The sequence below is a fragment of the Candidatus Dadabacteria bacterium genome, assembly GCA_009840385.1.
Taxonomy (GTDB): domain Bacteria; phylum Desulfobacterota_D; class UBA1144; order Nemesobacterales; family Nemesobacteraceae; genus Nemesobacter; species Nemesobacter australis.
In genome coordinates this window covers 65,421-82,576 of the sequence record VXNX01000001.1, presented here as the reverse complement: position 1 = coordinate 82,576, position 17,156 = coordinate 65,421, and the positions used below count along the sequence as shown (strand labels likewise).

At 52.1% G+C, this 17,156-nt stretch carries 16 protein-coding genes; 3 read left to right on the top strand and 13 right to left on the bottom strand.

Annotated features, from left to right (window positions below):
* Positions 1 to 13: 13 nt before the first annotated feature.
* Genes ribD through rsfS form a run of 3 tightly spaced genes read left to right on the top strand, consistent with a single transcriptional unit; the run spans position 14 to position 2,123 of the window.
* Positions 14 to 1,093 carry a bifunctional diaminohydroxyphosphoribosylaminopyrimidine deaminase/5-amino-6-(5-phosphoribosylamino)uracil reductase RibD gene (ribD, locus tag F4X55_00365; GenBank protein ID MYC39463.1) on the top strand — a complete coding sequence of 360 codons (1,080 nt, stop codon included), beginning with the start codon at positions 14 to 16 and terminating at the stop codon, positions 1,091 to 1,093.
* Entirely contained in the window at positions 1,090 to 1,755 is a 666-nt protein-coding gene (locus F4X55_00360) for a nicotinate-nucleotide adenylyltransferase (protein ID MYC39462.1), read from the top strand. The genes ribD and F4X55_00360 overlap by 4 nt, the downstream gene beginning before the upstream one ends.
* Positions 1,752 to 2,123: a ribosome silencing factor gene (gene rsfS / locus F4X55_00355; protein MYC39461.1), complete on the top strand. Its 372-nt coding sequence runs from the start codon at positions 1,752 to 1,754 to the stop codon at positions 2,121 to 2,123. The genes F4X55_00360 and rsfS overlap by 4 nt, the downstream gene beginning before the upstream one ends.
* A gap of 19 nt (positions 2,124 to 2,142) precedes the next feature.
* On the opposite strand, the gene ftsZ is transcribed toward rsfS, so the two are convergent.
* The 13 genes from ftsZ to F4X55_00290 are packed head-to-tail and all read right to left on the bottom strand — an operon-like array spanning position 2,143 to position 17,156.
* Positions 2,143 to 3,222, bottom strand: a complete 1,080-nt coding sequence (gene ftsZ / locus F4X55_00350) for a cell division protein FtsZ (protein ID MYC39460.1) — start codon at positions 3,220 to 3,222, stop codon at positions 2,143 to 2,145.
* A gap of 28 nt (positions 3,223 to 3,250) precedes the next feature.
* Positions 3,251 to 4,489, bottom strand: coding sequence for a cell division protein FtsA (gene ftsA / locus F4X55_00345; protein MYC39459.1), 1,239 nt, complete (start codon positions 4,487 to 4,489; stop codon positions 3,251 to 3,253).
* A gap of 9 nt (positions 4,490 to 4,498) precedes the next feature.
* Positions 4,499 to 5,200, bottom strand: a complete 702-nt coding sequence (locus tag F4X55_00340) for an FtsQ-type POTRA domain-containing protein (protein MYC39458.1) — start codon at positions 5,198 to 5,200, stop codon at positions 4,499 to 4,501.
* The gene (gene murB, locus F4X55_00335; GenBank protein ID MYC39457.1) at positions 5,197 to 6,129 is read right to left on the bottom strand and encodes a UDP-N-acetylmuramate dehydrogenase; all 933 of its coding nucleotides are present in this window, start codon (positions 6,127 to 6,129) and stop codon (positions 5,197 to 5,199) included. The genes F4X55_00340 and murB overlap by 4 nt, the downstream gene beginning before the upstream one ends.
* Positions 6,090 to 7,457, bottom strand: coding sequence for a UDP-N-acetylmuramate--L-alanine ligase (locus tag F4X55_00330; GenBank protein ID MYC39456.1), 1,368 nt, complete (start codon positions 7,455 to 7,457; stop codon positions 6,090 to 6,092). Before F4X55_00330 ends, murB begins: the two co-directional genes overlap by 40 nt.
* A gap of 4 nt (positions 7,458 to 7,461) precedes the next feature.
* Complete coding sequence (murG, locus tag F4X55_00325) at positions 7,462 to 8,529, bottom strand: undecaprenyldiphospho-muramoylpentapeptide beta-N-acetylglucosaminyltransferase (protein ID MYC39455.1); 1,068 nt, start codon at positions 8,527 to 8,529, stop codon at positions 7,462 to 7,464.
* Positions 8,526 to 9,635, bottom strand: a complete 1,110-nt coding sequence (gene ftsW, locus F4X55_00320; protein MYC39454.1) for a putative lipid II flippase FtsW — start codon at positions 9,633 to 9,635, stop codon at positions 8,526 to 8,528. The genes murG and ftsW overlap by 4 nt, the downstream gene beginning before the upstream one ends.
* The gene (gene murD / locus F4X55_00315; protein MYC39453.1) at positions 9,628 to 10,956 is read right to left on the bottom strand and encodes a UDP-N-acetylmuramoyl-L-alanine--D-glutamate ligase; all 1,329 of its coding nucleotides are present in this window, start codon (positions 10,954 to 10,956) and stop codon (positions 9,628 to 9,630) included. Before murD ends, ftsW begins: the two co-directional genes overlap by 8 nt.
* A gap of 4 nt (positions 10,957 to 10,960) precedes the next feature.
* Positions 10,961 to 12,073: a phospho-N-acetylmuramoyl-pentapeptide-transferase gene (locus F4X55_00310; GenBank protein ID MYC39452.1), complete on the bottom strand. Its 1,113-nt coding sequence runs from the start codon at positions 12,071 to 12,073 to the stop codon at positions 10,961 to 10,963.
* A gap of 4 nt (positions 12,074 to 12,077) precedes the next feature.
* Positions 12,078 to 13,460, bottom strand: coding sequence for a UDP-N-acetylmuramoyl-tripeptide--D-alanyl-D-alanine ligase (locus tag F4X55_00305; protein ID MYC39451.1), 1,383 nt, complete (start codon positions 13,458 to 13,460; stop codon positions 12,078 to 12,080).
* Positions 13,457 to 14,959, bottom strand: a complete 1,503-nt coding sequence (locus tag F4X55_00300; GenBank protein MYC39450.1) for a UDP-N-acetylmuramoyl-L-alanyl-D-glutamate--2,6-diaminopimelate ligase — start codon at positions 14,957 to 14,959, stop codon at positions 13,457 to 13,459. The genes F4X55_00305 and F4X55_00300 overlap by 4 nt, the downstream gene beginning before the upstream one ends.
* Positions 14,956 to 16,836 (bottom strand): PASTA domain-containing protein, encoded by a 1,881-nt coding sequence (locus tag F4X55_00295; GenBank protein ID MYC39449.1) that lies wholly within the window; start codon positions 16,834 to 16,836, stop codon positions 14,956 to 14,958. The genes F4X55_00300 and F4X55_00295 overlap by 4 nt, the downstream gene beginning before the upstream one ends.
* A complete protein-coding gene (locus tag F4X55_00290; GenBank protein MYC39448.1) occupies positions 16,833 to 17,156 on the bottom strand; it encodes a hypothetical protein in 324 nt (107 codons plus the stop codon). The genes F4X55_00295 and F4X55_00290 overlap by 4 nt, the downstream gene beginning before the upstream one ends.

The window sequence follows — 17,156 nt, the reverse complement described above, 5'->3', positions numbered from 1 at the left end:
TGACACGGACTTTATGAAAGAAGCTCTGAGGCTTGCCCTCAAGGGGGAAGGGTGCACCAGTCCCAACCCCATGGTCGGCGCTGTCTGCGTGCTTGGGGGACGTATCGTAGGCCGTGGCTACCATAAAAAATCCGGTTCTCCTCACGCGGAAATAGAAGCGTTTTTGGATGCCGCGAGAAAAGGAATTTCTCTTGCGGGCGCAACGCTTTACGTGACGCTTGAGCCCTGCTGCCACACCGAAAAGCTTACTCCTCCGTGTACCGACGCTATAGTGGCCTCGGGCGTATCCGATGTTGTCGTGGGCACCATTGACCCGAACCCGAAAGTGAGCGGAAAGGGGGTGGCAAAGCTTCGCAAAAGTGGGATAGCCGTGAGAACCGGGGTGCTTGAGAGGGAGTGCGTGGAAATAAACGAGTTTTTCAACAAGCATGTCGTCTCGGGACTTCCTTTCGTAATCTTAAAATCCGCCTCGACTATTGACGGCAAAATAGCTTCAGGGACGGGTGATTCCAAGTGGATAGGGAGCGTGAAGCAGAGAAAGATGGCCCATAGGCTGAGAAAGAAAGTGGATGGCGTGATAGTCGGGATAAACACGGTGCGTGCGGATGATCCGGGGCTTGACGTTCGCCTCGTCGGCGGGAACGTGCGCCAGCCGGTTCCGGTGATTATGGATTCAAAGCTACGTATTTCGCCCAAAGCAAAGATCTTCAGCACCCATCCCCGCTCCATAATAGCCACTACGGAGTCCGCAAGCCCGATTAAGGCCAAGAGGCTTTCTAGGCTCGGTGCCGAAATCCTAAGATTAGGGTCCGATTCTACGGGCCGCGTGTCTGCTGCGGACCTCCTCCGCGAACTTGGGGCCATGGGGATGTGTGGAGTTCTGGTTGAGGGAGGGAGCAGGGTAGGGGCCTGTTTTCTGCGAGAGGGCCTGATTGACAAGGTGGTTTTCTTCTACTCCCCTAGGATTATCGGAGGAGACGGGGTGAGTATGATTGGAGATCTTGGGAAGGAATCGATTAAAGAGGCGATTAATATCAAGAACATCAAGGTCAGAAGGTTCGGCGATGAAATGATGATAGAGGGTTACATATGAAAATAGGTCTTATGGGCGGCTCGTTCGATCCCGTGCATGCCGGTCACCTGAGGGCCGCTGAAGAGATAAGCGAAAAACTGGAGCTTGACGAAGTGGTTTTCATTCCGGCTCTCATCTCTCCTCATAAAAGCTCCGAGACCATGACCGACTCCTCCCATAGACTCAACATGCTTAACCTCTCGATAAAAGCCAATCCTCATTTCAGGATTTCCGATATGGAACTCCGCAGGGAGCCTCCGTCCTACACGGTTGATACTCTCAGGTCGCTCAACAGAAGCAACCTGGAAGACAGGCATTATTTCATAATGGGCTCCGAACTTTTCGCCGAGATAGACACGTGGAAAGACTTCGCGGAGCTTTTTAACTACTCAAGTTTCGTTGTTCTCCGCCGTCCCGGTTACGACGTTCCCGATTCCGCCAGCCTGATTCCTCTTGCTCTCAAAAATGACTTTCGATATTCTTATAGCGACAAGGGTATGGATGTTTTTGCTCACACAAGCTCAAATGAGTTGTTTTTCGTAGATATCACCGGCATAAGGGTTTCTTCCACGGAGGTCAGGGAACTCGCGAGCCGGGGCAATTCCCTAAGATATCTGGTAGTGCCTGAAGTGGAAGAGTACATAGCGGGAAACGGCCTTTACCAGCTGGAGGAAAAACTATAGAGTCCAGGGAAAAAGCCTTGCTTGTCGCCCGCGCCGCTTGGGAGAAGAAAGCGGAGGATCCCGTCGTATTGGATATTGGGGAAAAAAGTGACGTGGCGGATTATTTCGTCGTGTGCAGCGCTAACTCCGACAGAGGGGTGAAAACCATAGTGGAGAGCGTTGAACGGGAGCTTAAAAAACGCGGGGTAAAGATATTCGGAACCGAAGGCGTCTCAGAAGGCAGATGGGTGCTGCTTGATCTTGTAGACGTTGTTCTCCACGTATTTTACCGGCCCGTACGGGAGTTCTACGACATAGAAGGACTCTGGATCGATACCCCGAGGGTGGACCTGCCTTTCCTTAAGGAAGGCAGATCCGAGGTTGTCTGACACCTCGCCGCACACCCTCTTAACGGGCGGCGATTCTTTCTCTTTTTCTGACGAAAGTCGGTATGTCCAGATTTTCCTCCATATCCGGGTTGAACGGCTGCTCCGAGATTATATCGGCCGCCTTTTTATCGATGTAATTCTCTATTCCGGTCGCGACCACCGTGATCCTTACGAAATCCTTGGCTTTTTCATCAAAGACCAGACCAAAAATCAGATCGATATCGCCGTTTGCTCTTTCCCTTATGTGGCTGCATGCTTCGTTCAACTCCTCGATCCCGAAGTCCTCGGAAGCCGTTACGTTCATCAATATCCCCTTGGCTCCGGCGATGGATACATCCTCAAGAAGAGGGCTTGTTATGGCCATCTGAGCTGCCTGAGTTGCCCGGTTCGGACCCTGCGCGAATCCGGAACTCATAAGGGCTTTGCCTCCATGGTTTGCCATTATGCTCTTCACATCGGCAAAATCGACGTTGATGTAACCGGTTCCCGTAACAATGTCGGAAATTCCCTTTACCGCCTGATAGAGAACTTCATCCGCCTGACGGAAGGCGTCAAGGATGCTGACTTTGTGTATGGCCGCAAGCTTGTCGTTGGGAATTACGATCAGCGTGTCGACATATTTGTCCAGCTCCTCGATCCCGTAATCGGCGTTCTCCCTTCTCGCAACTCCTTCGAATTCGAAGGGCTTTGTTACTATCGCCACGGTGAGGATGTCCTTCTCCTTGCATGCCTGGGCAATTACGGGAGAGGCGCCTGTTCCCGTTCCGCCTCCCATTCCCGCGGTTATGAAGACCATGTCGGCTTCCCCTATGACATCGCTTATCTTGTCACGGTCATCCATGGCGGCCTCCTTCGCGAGCTGGGGACTTCCCCCGGAACCCAGACCCCTAGATATACTCTCTCCTATCTGGAGTTTCGTCGGGGCCAGAGATTTGGTCAGATCCTGAAAATCCGTGTTCACGGCGACGAACTCCACTTCTTTAAGTCCCTTGCTTATCATGGTGTTAACGGCGTTTCCGCCCGCTCCACCTGTTCCTAGAACCTTGATTCTGGCTCTTCTCGAGCTGTTCTCAACATGCTCAATCCTAAAACTTGCCATATGGTTACCCTCCAGTTGGATTTCTCCTTTAAAAAAATTCGTTAAACCAGCCTTTCATTCTCGTAATAACATTTTTCTGTCTCAGGATTCCCGCCGCAACGCCCGTTTCCTCGTTCAAGCTCGCGTACTTGACCAGCCCCACTCCAGTCGAGTATATCGGGTCGGTGATAATCTCCGTGAGACCGTTTACGTCGCGAGGTATACCGATGCGAGCCGGCATTTCCAGTACCCGCTCAACAAGGGTTGTCATCTCCTGTATCTTGCTGCTTCCACCCGTTAGCACTACTCCTGCCGGCAGCATGCCGATGAACCCCTGCTTTGAGAATTCTTTTTTTACCAGCGTGAAGATTTCTTCCATTCTCAGCTGGATTATCGTCGTGAGGTCTCTTTTCAGAATATGCTTGGGCACGTGTCCGGAGGCGCTTTTCACCTCTATTCTCTCATCGCTCGGCATTTCATTTGGCTTTGTCATGGCCACGCCGTGATTCTCCTTGAGCTTTCTTGCCTCCGGGAGCGGTACCGAGAGCCCGAACGCGATATCCCTGTCGAGATGGTCGCCTCCAAGGGTGATGCTTTCTGTATACTTCACGCTTCCATTCATAAACACCGCTATGTCGCAGGTGCCTCCTCCAAAATCTATCATCGCTACCCCGATTTCCTTCTCATCCTGCGTAAGAACCGCCTCGCTTGAAGCTATCTGCTCAAGTACCATGTCAACGGAAGTCATTCCTGACATTCCTATGCATTTTATGATGTTCCGGGCCGCGGTCACGTCCCCCGTGACTATGTGGACATCCGCCTCGAGCTTTAAGCCGTGGATTCCGACCGGATCCTTTATGCCGCTTTCCCTGTCAACCGTGTAGTCCTGCGCGATAGCGTGAATGATTTCCCTTTCCGCCGGAATCAGAAGCGCGTTTGCCGATTCTATGACTCTCTCAATATCCTTGTGAGTTACCTCTTTTTCCCGCAGGGTAACCATTCCGTGCCCGTTCATTCCCTTTATATGTCCGCCGGCTATTCCTACTATTACCTCCTTTATCGCATGTCCGGACATGCGTTCGGCTTTTTCGACTGCGTTCTGTATGGAGTCCACGGTTTTTTCTATGTTGACCACTACCCCTCTTTTGAGTCCGTGGGAGGGATGATTGCCGACGCCGATTATCTCGACCTCGCCGCTTAGGTCGAATTCTCCGACCACTACGGAGACTTTCGTCGTTCCTATGTCGAGACCAACTATCGGTAGTGAATGATTTCTTCTCTGCGCCATCTTGAGGTGTTAGGAGTCGTAGCCTATTACGCCTACTTCGCCCGAACTTATGTCTATATCCTTTTCCACCAAGTTCTTCTTGCGGGAGTGAACTATTATCCTCTCAACCTTGTACCACTTGCTTTTCATGTTGTTTTTCCCGAAGGTTACGAATCTGCGGTCAAGTGTTAGAAGCTTGATCCCGAAATCTTCTTCCACCACTATTTCGGAAATTTCCGACCAGCCAAGAACCGAACTGGACCTAGAGAGGTTTAGAACCTCTATTGCCTGGAACATGAGACCCGAACTGATTTCCCCCTCGCTTGAGATTACGGGGAAATCGAATCCCTGCGACGGCTCCACTGCACCAAGTTTTTTCCCTTTTCCGTCTATGTAGTGGGGTTCCGCTCCCTGCAGGGCCACCACGCAGAAAGGCTCGTTCTCGGAGATTTCGATTTCTATTTTTCCGTGAAGGAGTTTCTTCATCTTTACGTCGCTTGCCCATGGATTTTCGAAGATCTTCTTCTTTGCCTTGGAAGTTGAAAACAGCATGGAGGTTGACCCGGCCCTTATGCCGGAGCGTTTTATAATCTCGGGCGTGCTTATCTTGCTGTTCCCGGTGATCACGATCTCCCTCACGGTAAGATGATCTGACGGCTGGATCGCGAAAACGGCAATTCCGCAGAGCGAGAGAAGAAAAACCGCCGATATTCCCTTTGTCAGAATACTCATACCGCTTCTGCCTCCCTGCCCATTATTTCGACTTCGGGCTCAAGCGTTATGTTTCTTTTCCTAAGGGCGGTTTCCCTCGCCTTTTCGATGAGCGAGATGATATCGTCGGCCTTTGCCCTGTTGAAATTCACAATAAAATTCGCGTGGATTTCCGAGAACTTGGCCCCGCCAATACAAAGCCCCTTGAATCCCAATCCCTCGAGCAGCTCTCCCGCGCTTACAGTGGGCGGGTTCTTAAAGACCGAACCCGTGTTGGCCATTTTCACGGGCTGGGTCCTGTTTCTGTACGCGAGGTACTGCCTCACGTTTTCTTCGCTTTTCCCTCTGTCTCCTCTGCGCAGTTCAAATACTGCTCTGGTGACTACGGCGCCCGCGGGCAGGTTGCTTTTTCTGTACTCGAAGTTTATCTCTTCCCTGGACAGTTCCTTCTCTTCCCCTTCGTGCCATATGTAAACTTTTTTCACCGCGTCCTTTATCTCTCCCCCGTTTGCGCCGGCGTTCATATATATGCTTCCCCCGACCGTTCCCGGTATTCCTGCGGCGAACTCAAACCCGGTGAGTCCCAGGCGGATAGACCTGTTCATTATGGATGAGAGCATCGCTCCGCATTCGGCTTCAACTCGGGTGCCGTCTATGTGTACTTCCTTGAGTTTCCTCGTGCTTATTACCACGCCGTCGATTCCCTTATCGGTTATTATCGTGTTGGAGCCGGCTCCGAGCACGGTGACTTTCTCCCCAGTTTCGTGACAGCTTCTGAGCAGTTCAAGAAAGCTCTTCATGTTCCGCGGATACACCAGGCGCTTTGCCTCTCCCCCGACTTTTATATACAGGTATTTTCTCATCGGGTAGTTGTCCAGTATGTCGAGGTCCTTGTTCTGGGTTGCTTCGCTCATCCAATCTGCTCCGCGATTTTGTCCCCGTACTTCCATACATTTCCGGCGCCCGAGGTAAGCAGGACATCTCCTTTTTTAAGCTCGTTCGCCATGCGGTCCGCGAAGGCCTCGGGGTCATCCACATAACATGCGTTCGCGTTGCCCGCCTTTTTTATGTCTTCGACCAGTTTTTCTGAAGTTATCCCTTTCACCGGTTTCTCCCCGGCGGGATATATATCAAGAACGTATAGATGTTTTATCTTTCCCAAAACCCTGACAAAATCGTCGTAAAGAAGCTTTGTCCTAGAAAATCTATGGGGCTGGAAGAGCAGAATCGGTTCTTGGGAAAACGCCGTCTTAAGAGCTTCTATAGTTACTTCCAGCTCGCTCGGGTGATGCCCGTAATCATCTATTATTTTCACACCTTTTCTCTCGCTTTTCAACTGCAGCCTCCTCTCCGTGCCACCAAAGGCGGCAAGGCCCTCCTTTATCTTCTCGAAGCTGAACCCGAACTCCATTCCCACGGCTATGGCGGCCAGGGAATTAAGGGCGTTATGGGCTCCTAGGGTGCTGAGTTCCACTTCTCCAAGCAGGTAACCCCCGTAGGTCACTTCAAACGATGTCCGAAACTGGGAAAAGCGTATGTCCTCCGCCACAAGGTCTGCCGGGGCGGCGATTCCGTAAGTAAGTATTTTCTTGTTGAATTTCCTGCTTATCTCGGCGGTTCTCGGACAGTCGGCGCATGTTATGGCGAGTCCGTAGAAGGGAATTTTGTCCAGGAAGTTGGAAAAAGCGGCCTCAAGGGCTTCCATGTCTCCGTAGTAATCGAGGTGCTCCTTGTCGATATTTGTGAGCACGGTGACGACCGGGGAGAGCTTTTCGAATGATCCGTCGCTCTCGTCAGCCTCCACTACCATGAACCGGCCGGTTCCCAAGTGGGCGTTTGAGTCGATGGTCCGCAGTTTCCCGCCGACCACTATGGTCGGGTCCGCGCCGCAGTGAGAGAGCACCGACGCTATCATGGAGGACGTGGTGGTCTTTCCGTGACTCCCGGCAACAGCGATGCCGAACTTGAGCCTCATCAGCTCTGCCAGCATCTCCGCCCTGGGTATGAGGGGAATTCTTGCCGCGGTGGCGGCGATCATTTCCGGGTTATCTTCGCCAATTGCTGACGAGTATACGACCACTTCGCTTCCTTTTATGTTCTCTGAGTCGTGACCCGTGTGCACTATAGCTCCGAGGGAAGTCAGCCGCCGCGTTATCTGGGTTTCCGCAAGGTCAGAACCGCTCACCTCAAGACCCATGTTGATCAGCACTTCGGCTATGCCGCTCATCCCTATGCCGCCTATGCCGATGAAGTGGACTTTTTTTATTTTCCCGTACATTGACTTATCCGATTATCCTCTCGATTTCATTTACGATCTCCCGGGCGGCGTGGGGCCGTGCGAGTTTCTTTGAGTTTTCCGCCATGCGCTCTAGGGTGCTTTGCTCAAGAATTCTCTCCACAACTGCGCAAAGACCCTCGACCGAGAGTTCTTTTTCCTCGACTACTACTGCCGCCGCGTTTGCTTCCAGTATCCGGGCGTTTTTCAGTTGATGGTCGTGCGTGGAAGAGGCGAGGGGAATCAGTATTGCCGGTATGCCGAACGCCGTTATCTCTGAGAGAGTTCCGGAACCCGCCCTGCAGATCGCAAGATCCGTTTTTTCGTATATCTTGGACATGTCGTCTGTGAATCCGAATACTTCAGCGCCAATGCCGAGTTGCCGGTAAGTTTCCCTTACGCTTTCTACCTGCGCTTGGCCGGTCTGATGGGTCACGCTTACCTGCGTCCCCAGTTTTTCCAGAGACATGGGGACGATTTCATTCAGTTTCCGCGCTCCCTGACTTCCTCCGAGTACGAATATGTTTCGCGGGGTACTTTGGCGAGCTTTCTTCTGGGCGATGCCGCGGGCTAGGTCGCGTCTTATGGGGTTTCCGGTGAAAACGGTTTTTTCCGCCGGAAGGTGCTCCCTGCTTTCTTCGAAGGTTATGAATATCTTGGCGACGAATCTAGAGAGGATTCTGTTGGCGAGCCCTGGGACGGAGTTCTGTTCGCAAACGGCGGTCGGTATGGAGCTTATTGAGGCGCAAAGCAGGGTCGGTCCGGACGCGTATCCTCCGACTCCTATCACTGCGTCGGGCCTGAAATCTCTGAGTATCTTAAGGGAACTTGCCATTGCTCCGAGTATCGAGATCACCGCCATTATCTTCTGGAAAAAGCTTTTTCCGACAATTCCTTTTGAGTTTATGAATTCAACTCTGTACCCCTTTTCCGGGAGGATCCTTTTTTCGATTCCCTGCTCGGTGCCCACGAACAGAACCTCGTTTCCGCTGCTTCTCTCAAGTATTTCCTCCGCAATCGATATCGCGGGGAAAACGTGTCCACCTGTGCCTCCTCCGGCTATTATCACTTTCATCGTTTCCCGGTGCTGAACCTAGAGACGCTCAGGATTATTCCAAACGCCGCAAGCGTTGATACGAGGGAACTTCCACCGTAGCTTACAAGGGGCAGCGTCAGTCCCGTAGTTGGGAAAAGACCGACTGCCACTCCCATGTTAAGCGCCGCCTGAAGAGTTATGAGCGCCGTGAAACCAAATACCATGTACCTTGAGAAAGGATCTTCCGCCCTCAAGGATATCCTTACGCATCTTGCCAGAATTAAGAGGAAAAGCACGATTAACGTCATTACCCCTATGAATCCGAATTCCTCGCCTATTATCGAGAATATAAAGTCGGTGTGTGCCTGGGGGAGGAAGAGCAGTTTCTGGGAACTGTTTCCGAGTCCGCTTCCGTATATTCCACCGAGACCGAATGCCATGAACGACTGAACGGCCTGGTATCCCGAGCCGAGAGGGTCTTGCCACGGGTCGAGAAACGACATTATTCTCTTCATCCTGTATCCCTCGTTGACGATGGCTAGAGCGAGCAGTAGCACGGATCCGATCCCTATGGTTAGCAGATACCTGACCTTGGCTCCTCCGACGAAGAGCATTATGAAAAGGATCGCCATAACGAGAAAGGAGGTTCCGAGGTCAGGTCCGGCCAGAATAAGCCCCACGTAGGCGCCGCCGGCTAGCAGCGGAGAAAAAATGCCGATCCAGAAGCTGTCCATCTTGCCCTCTTTTTTGAACAGAAAATGCGCCATGTAAATGACGAGCATGTATTTGCAGAACTCAGACGGCTGGAACGAAAATCCCCAGACCGAAATCCACCTTCGTCCCCCGCCGACCTCCTTGCCTACCTCTGGGAGAAGCACGATTACGAGTAAGGCGAGTCCGAGCAGATAACCAGGATAGACAAGCTTTCTAAGGAAAGTCGGCTTCACGTGCATCAGTGTCAACATGGCCGCTATTCCGATTAATAGGTATATGACGTGGAATTTAAGAAAACGCATCGAGTTGTCATAGGTTTCAAGTGAGAATATCGAGCTTGAGTTATATACGGCCACGACGCCGATTCCCGCCACTATGAGCACTAGGCCGAGGAGCAATATGTCGAAATCCCTGTTTTTGAAATCAAACATTTCTCACGATCTCCTTGAACTGATTCCCTCTCTCCTCGTACGAGCTGAACATGTCAAAGCTCGAGCATCCGGGCGAAAACAGAAGTGTGTCTCCCTCTTCGGAGAGCTCAAAAGCACTTTCCGTCGCTTCTTTAAGCGAATCCGCGCATGTTGTCTGCGCCAGGTTGCCCAGCTGGGCGCGCATTTTCTCCTTCGTCTCCCCTATGAAGACCAAGGCTTTTACCTTGCTTGCCACGACGTCCCTCAGGCAGTCGTAGTCGATTCCCTTGTCCTTCCCCCCGGCGACCAGTATGATCGGGGAGGGCAGGCTCTCGATGGCCCTTAGCGTTGAGAAGGGGGTTGTGGATTTCGAATCGTTGTAGATGCTCACCCCTCTTACCGTCAGCACGAATTCCATCCTGTGGGAAAGCGGGCGAAATTCGTCTATGCTTTTCTGCACCGGGTCCCGCTGACAGCCAAGTATTCCCGCCACCGCTACCGCGGCCATTATGTTTTCCTTGTTGTGTTCCCCGAGAAGAGCAGAGTCCCGAACGGAGAAAGAGAGTTCTCCGAACACTATTTCGTCCTCCCTGCAGTGGATGTCTGTTCTTCCGTCCCGGGCGCCGAAAGATACTTTTTTCGCTCTGAAATCGCCTGAGCCTCTGAGTACCGCCGGATCCTCTGCGTTGAACACTGCCCAGTCGTCTTCGGTCTGATTTGCGAAAAGGCCGAGTTTCGCCGCCTCGTATTCTTCCATGCTCGAGTGGTGGTCCAAGTGGTCTGGCGATATGTTCAGGATCACGGCGATGTGGGGTGTGAAGTTCCTTATTCCCTGGAGCTGAAAGCTGCTTAGCTCGAGCAGCAGAAAATCGTATTCGTCGTCTTTTTCGGCTATCGATATAAGAGGTGTTCCTATGTTTCCTCCCGTAAAGACTTTCAAGCCGTTTCGTCTGAGCATTTCCGAGAGAAGAGACGTGGTAGTTGTCTTTCCGTTCGTTCCCGTTACGCCTATTACCGGCTTTGATATGAAGTTCCACGCAAGCTCGATTTCGCTTATTACCGTCTTTCCGACTGCTTGGGCGTCCCTGATCTCTGGAAGGTCGAACCTTACCCCGGGGCTCAGCACGATCGTGTCTGCCCATTCGAAAAACTCGGAGGCATGAGTCCCGCACCGGATCTTCACCCCTCCCGCTGTGAGTTCTTCAACCACGGAACCGAGTTCACCGGCTTCCCTTGAGTCGGTTGCCTTTACCGGCGCTCCTTTGGCGCGGAGGAATCTTGAAGTTTCCACTCCCGTTATCCCGAGACCAACTACTAAGAATCTGTTTTCCGCAAGTTCCATCTGGTCACCTTATTTTCAGGCTTGAAAGAGCGAGAATGGAAAGAACCACGCATATTATCCAGAAACGCACCACCACTTTTGATTCGGCCCATCCGGCAAGTTCGAAATGGTGATGAAGAGGGGTCATCCTGAAAACCCTTTTGCCGGTGGAACGAAACGACGCCACCTGGATTATCACCGAGAGGGTTTCCACGAAGAATATTCCTCCGGCAACTATCAGAAGTATCTCCTGCTTTATCATAAGAGCGCTGAATCCTATGGCGGCCCCCAGCGAAAGAGAACCCACGTCTCCCATGAAAACCTCGGCGGGGTGGGAATTGTACCAAAGAAATCCAAGACATGCCCCTCCGACCGCCGCGAGAAAGATGGCCAGTTCTCCCGCTCCCTGTACATGCGGGATCTGCAGGTAGCTTGCAAACTGAAGGTTCCCCGCGAGATAGGCGAAAATTATGTAGGTAGAGGTTACGATGACGATCGAACCTATGGCCAAGCCGTCAAGACCGTCGGTCAGATTCACCGCGTTTGAAGAACCAACGGTAACCAGGAGGGCGAAAAGTATGTAGAGATATCCAAGATCCACCACTGCCTGCTTTATAAAAGGGAACACTATTGAGGTCGAGGAATACACCGCGCTCTCACCGGCCCTCATGGACATCGAGAAGCTCCCGCTCTCATTCATGCAGAGAATGACCACAAACGTCACAGCGATGAGTGCCTGGCAGAGAAACTTTACCCTTGCCCTTATTCCTTTTCCTTTCTTTACTTTCATAAAATCGTCGAGGAATCCCAGGATGGCGAAACTTACCGTAAACAGGATCACGAGCATCACCTTGTCTACGAGAAAGTTCGTCCAGAGAAGGGATGAGATGACTATGGCCATTACGATGAATATCCCTCCCATCGTGGGAGTGCCGGCTTTCGCGCCATGGCTGCTGGGTCCGTCTTTGCGTATGGTCTCGTGGAACTGGGCGGTTTTGAGCAGGTCAATCAGCTTTTTTCCCAAGAGAATGCAGAGAAGAAAAGAGGTCAGGCCGGCCCCGAAAGAGCGGAAAGTTATGTACTTGAAGACATTGAGGAAAACAAAGTCGTCTTTTAGAAGATGCAGAAAATAGAGCATGGGCTTATGTTTTGTAAAGCGTCTGTATTACCGCTTCCATCTTCATTCCCCGCGACCCCTTTACAAGCACTATGTCGTCCTCTCCGCAGACATCGAGAAGCAGGGCCGCCGCCTCCTGCGGGCTCTGTGCCACATGACACGGCGTTTCGCTTCGCACCGCCGATACGAGCGAGCGGGAGAATTCTCCCATGGCCACCACCATGTCCAGACCCAGTTGCGAGGCGTGCTCCCCTATTAGCTCGTGCTCTTTCTCGCTGCTTTCTCCGAGCTCGAGCATGTCGCCCAGAACCGCCACAGCCTTAGCCTTGCCCCGGCGGTGACTCGCAAGTTCGTCAAGCGCCGCGCGCATCGAGTCGGGGTTTGCGTTGTACGAGTCGTTTATGATCCTGAAGCCAAACGGGGTGCGCATGACTTCAAGGCGCATCGCTGAGGGAACGTATTTTTCAAGACCGGCCAGTATCTCGTTCATTCCGCATCCAAGCGAATACCCGAGAGCGGAAGCGGAGAGGGCGTTTGAAACGTTGTGCGTGCCTATTCCCTTTATCCTCGTTTTAGCGGACTGTCCGCCGATGTGTATCGTGAATTCAATTGACTCCATTCCCTCGTTGTCGATGTCGCTTGCCCTTATGAAGGCCTCGGGGGAGTTGACCCCGTAGGTGATCTTCCGGCAGCGCGCTCTCTCGGCTATTTTCGTCACCCATGGATCGTCGATGTTCACGCAGAAAGTGTTTTCCTCGCCAAAGTTCTCAACCAGTTCACCTTTTGCCCTCGCAACTCCTTCAAGGTCTTTCATCTCCTCAAGGTGGGCTTTGCCCACGGTGGTTATCGTTCCCACGTCGGGCGAGGCCACCTCGGCAAGGGTCCTTATTTCTCCAAAAGAGTTCATTCCCATCTCGAGCACGCAGAAATCGTACTCTTCTTCCAGTTTCAGCAGGTTGAGCGGAACGCCTATGTGGTTGTTGAGGTTGCCGTAGGTGCTCAGCACGTTGCCCGATATGGAGAGTATGCTGTGAGTCATATTCTTGGTAGTGGTCTTTCCGTTAGAACCTGTAATGGCGGCGACACGGAGACCGGGAAACGAGTTTCTCCAATGCCTTGACATCTCAAGCAAGGCTTTTTGGGTGGATTCTACCTTTATTATCGCCCCGCAGCTCTGCTTCCCGTGTATTTGGGGGAATTTCTCCACCACGGCTCCCACCGAACCTTTCTCAAAGGCCTCGGCGACGTAATCGTGACCGTCAAAATTGGGGCCCTCTATGGCGACGAAGAGCTGGTTTCTTTTTATCTTTCTTGAATCGATGGAGACTCCGGTGGCTCCGACCGGCATCTTGCCGCCGACGAGGCTGCCTCCCGTGGAATTTAGCAGAAAATCAAGGCTGAATTTCAAAGTCCCCTCCCGCCTCTGGCTTCAAGGTACTTTTCCGCGATTTCCCTGTCGTCAAAATGAATCTTTTCGGTACCGATTATCTGGTAGTCTTCGTGCCCTTTTCCCGCTATCAGGACTGTGTCTCCGCGCCCGGCCGTATCCACGGCGTGTTTTATGGCTTCTTCCCTGTCGGTTATCACCGCGACCCCTGGATCCTGGGACTCTATCCCTTCGGTCATATCCGAGATTATCCTTTCAGGGTCCTCTGTCCTGGGGTTATCGGAAGTCACTATCAGCATGTCTGAATACCTGCGCCCGACTGCGGCCATGAGAGGACGTTTCCGCCTGTCCCTGTCTCCGCCGCAACCCACAACGGTGATTAGCCTCTCAGCGCAGAAAGGTTTTAAGCACTCAAGCACATTTTCAAGCGCGTCGGGAGTGTGGGCGTAGTCCACGAAAACATCTATGCCCAAGGTGTTTTCGATTTTCTCGAGTCTTCCAGGTATGCGCCCTAGTTCACTCAGCGCTCTCCCGGTTATCCCGGGGGACGAACCGAGAGAGAGGAGTGTTCCGGTTGCCGCCATCATGTTATAGAGGTTGTGCTTCCCCATGAGTTTTGAGTCAAGTTCCACCTTGCCCCACGGGGTGGCCAGCGTGGCCTTTATCCCTCCAGAATCAAGCGTGAAGTTCTCTGCAAATACGGCTGAGTCTTTTTTTTTCGTGGAAAACGTTATTTTCTGAGCTTTTTTCGGGACGGATATCCTGCTTGCGAAAGGGTCGTCCGCGTTTATTATCGAAAACACCTCTTTTTTCGCACTTCTCTCCAGGACCTCGGAGAAGAACCGCTCCTTGGCCCTGAAGTAATCTTCGAGTGTCTTGTGGTAGTCGAGATGATCCTGGGTGAGGTTTGTGAATACCGCCGCGTCAAAATGACATCCGTCGACCCTTTTTAGGTCAAGGGCGTGTGAGGATACCTCGAGCGTGACGTTCGTCACTCCGGCGTCTTTCATTTCGCGCAGCATGCTCATGAAAGCAAGCGGGTCGGGCGTCGTGAGGGAGGCGGCCTCGGTTTTTCCCATGTATCTGTTCTCTATGGTTCCCAGAAGCCCAGTGTTTAGTCCCTCGGCCGTCCAGCCGGCTTCAATCATGTGGGAGACCGTGGTTTTCCCGTTGGTTCCCGTCACCCCCACGACCTTCATTGCGAGGGAAGGGTGATCGTGGAAATTGGAGGCGACTATGGAGGCTGCGGCTCTTGAGTCGCTTGTTTTCGCGACAGGTACTCTAAGGCTTGGAATTTCCTCTGAAACCTCCTCGAGTAGAAGCGCCGCCGCTCCTTTTTCTACCGCCGAGGCGGCGTACATGTGACCGTCGGTGACGTTCCCTTTGATGGCAATAAAGAGGGAACCCGGTTCCACATTCTGCGAGTTGAGAGTTATCCCTGTAATTTCCGTATCTCCCGGATTCTGTGATCCAGTTAACGTTTCAATTCCCGCGTTTTTCAGAACATCCGCTAATCTCATATGTTCTGCTTAAGAGTAAAAGTGCAGTCTGTTCCCCTTTTTATCTTTTCCCCCGAGGGAGGGTGCTGGCCTACCACGTAACCGCTGCCTATGAATCGGACTGAGACTTCCTCTTTCTCCGCCCACTTCATCACGGCTCTTGCGCTTTTGTTCACCATGTCCGGCATGACTGTTTCCTCGAGCACCTCCTTGCGCGGAGGTACGCGCATGTAGAACAGGGCCTTTTCGGTTATGGACTTGAAGATGGGTGCCGCGACCACTCCTCCGTAATTGTGTTTTCTGGGGTTCTCGACGATTACCACAAGCGCCAGACGCGGGTTGTCAGCGGGAGCGAACCCGATGAACGACGAAAGATATCTGTCTTCGTAATAAGTGCCGGTCTCTGGATTGGGCATCTGCGCTGTTCCTGTCTTCCCGGCGACCCTGTAGCCCGAGATCCCGGCGTTTTTGCCTGTGCCGTTTTTCACTACTTCTTCAAGAATTCTGGTGATCTTTGAAGCCGTGTCGTAGGAAATGACTCTTTTGAGGACCTCCGGGTTTTTCTCCATAAGAACTTTTCCCTCCGGCGATACGATTCTCTTCACAATATAGGGCTTCATGAGGTATCCGCCGTTTGCGATGCTTGAGAGTGCGGTCGCCAGCTGAATCGCCGTTACCGATATTCCCTGTCCGAACGATATTGTCGCCAGCTCTATATCTCCCCATTTCCTCAGGTTCTGTATTCTTCCGCTGGCTTCTCCGGGAAGGTCCACTCCGACCGTTTTTCCGAAACCGAAGTTTCTGAGCGAGTCGTGGAGTTTTTTCTTCCCCAGAGTTTTTCCCATTTTCCAGGCGCATATGTTGCTTGAATACGTTATGGTCTCGGAAACGGTCAGGATTCCGTGTCCGTGCACGTCCTTTATCACGTTCGGACCGATTCTCTGCTTTCCGTTCTCGCAGTCATACTCGGTATTCTCATCTCCCATCTTTTCTTCTAGCAGTGTCGCGGCCAGAAACACTTTCAGCGTCGAACCGGGCTCAAAAGACATCCATACCGGGAGATTTTTTCTAGTCTTCTGGGAGAACTCGCCGAAGCGGTTCGGGTCAAAAAACGGATAGGAGGCCATGGAGAGTATTTCGCCGGTCTGAGGATTCATCAGGAGGGCGGCCCCCCTATCCGCTTTCATTTCTCTTATACCCTTTTCAAGTGCGGTCTCGGTTATGTGCTGTATGTTGGAATCCACCGTAAGCATCAGATCGTTTCCCTTGGTTGACTGCTCTTTTGCGTTTAGCAGGGCATCGGATATGCGGTTTCCCCTTCCATCAGTCCTTATCCTCGCCGTGGCGGGTTTGCCGGCGAGCATCTTCTCAAAAGCATATTCAAGGCCCTCTACCCCCTTAAGATCTATGTTGGTGAATCCAAGCGTCTGCCCGAGCAGGGAACCGTTGGGATAGATTCTTTTCGGTTCTTCAGCAAAACCGACCCCCGAAAGACCCAAGGCCTTTATCTTCTTTGCGGTCTTGGGATCTTCTCCTCTTTTGATCCATACAAAGGGCTTCTCAGAGCGCGCAAGGCTGAGCACCTTCTTGCGGGACATGCCCAGCGGTTTCGATATTGTCCGGACGAGCTTGCCCGGGTCCTTTACTTCCTTGGGGTTCAGATAGATCGAAGTTGCCCAGACGCTTGTGGCCAGGGGTTTTTTGTTGCGGTCATACAGGGTTCCGCGTACCGGAGGCATCTTATAGACCCTGCTGTGCTGTTTCTTCGCGCCTGCCGAGAACCTGTCGCTTTGCAGCACCTGGAGTTCAAAGGACCTGTAGCCCAGAGCCACAAAGAGGCCGGTGAGGAAAATCGTGGTGAGATAAAACTTCCATTTTCCTTTTTGGGATTTTTTCATTCTGCCCTTCCAGCAAGCACTACCTCTTCAACGAAAACAACGTCATTATAAGTGGCGAACCTGAAACCCATTTTCTTAGCCACGGGCTCCAAAAATTCGGGGGACTTGAGCTTTGAGAGCTCGTAGTTAAGGATCTGGCCTTCCTTTATAAGTTCCCTCTCAGTTTCCTTGTTTCTGGTGATCTCGTAACCGGTTCTTGTGTATTCGATCTTGACGCGCAAGAAGCAAAGGGCCGTTACAAACAAGACCCCGAAAATTATCACAGTGCGAAGGGGAAACCCCTTCTGTTTCCTTTTTCTTCCGGCAAGTTTTTTTCTCAT

Excerpts from the sequence above, each read along its gene's own strand:
- ribD (MYC39463.1), top strand. The coding sequence starts at position 14 with ATGAAAGAAGCTCTGAGGCTTGCCCTCAAGGGGGAAGGGTGCACCAGT.
- F4X55_00360 (MYC39462.1), top strand. The coding sequence starts at position 1,090 with ATGAAAATAGGTCTTATGGGCGGCTCGTTCGATCCCGTGCATGCCGGT.
- ftsZ (MYC39460.1), bottom strand. The coding sequence starts at position 3,222 with ATGGCAAGTTTTAGGATTGAGCATGTTGAGAACAGCTCGAGAAGAGCC.
- ftsA (MYC39459.1), bottom strand. The coding sequence starts at position 4,489 with ATGGCGCAGAGAAGAAATCATTCACTACCGATAGTTGGTCTCGACATA.
- F4X55_00340 (MYC39458.1), bottom strand. The coding sequence starts at position 5,200 with ATGAGTATTCTGACAAAGGGAATATCGGCGGTTTTTCTTCTCTCGCTC.
- murB (MYC39457.1), bottom strand. The coding sequence starts at position 6,129 with ATGGAAGTACGGGGACAAAATCGCGGAGCAGATTGGATGAGCGAAGCA.
- F4X55_00330 (MYC39456.1), bottom strand. The coding sequence starts at position 7,457 with ATGTACGGGAAAATAAAAAAAGTCCACTTCATCGGCATAGGCGGCATA.
- murG (MYC39455.1), bottom strand. The coding sequence starts at position 8,529 with ATGAAAGTGATAATAGCCGGAGGAGGCACAGGTGGACACGTTTTCCCC.
- ftsW (MYC39454.1), bottom strand. The coding sequence starts at position 9,635 with ATGTTTGATTTCAAAAACAGGGATTTCGACATATTGCTCCTCGGCCTA.
- murD (MYC39453.1), bottom strand. The coding sequence starts at position 10,956 with ATGGAACTTGCGGAAAACAGATTCTTAGTAGTTGGTCTCGGGATAACG.
- F4X55_00310 (MYC39452.1), bottom strand. The coding sequence starts at position 12,073 with ATGCTCTATTTTCTGCATCTTCTAAAAGACGACTTTGTTTTCCTCAAT.
- F4X55_00300 (MYC39450.1), bottom strand. The coding sequence starts at position 14,959 with ATGAGATTAGCGGATGTTCTGAAAAACGCGGGAATTGAAACGTTAACT.
- F4X55_00295 (MYC39449.1), bottom strand. The coding sequence starts at position 16,836 with ATGAAAAAATCCCAAAAAGGAAAATGGAAGTTTTATCTCACCACGATT.
- F4X55_00290 (MYC39448.1), bottom strand. The coding sequence starts at position 17,156 with ATGAGAAAAAAACTTGCCGGAAGAAAAAGGAAACAGAAGGGGTTTCCC.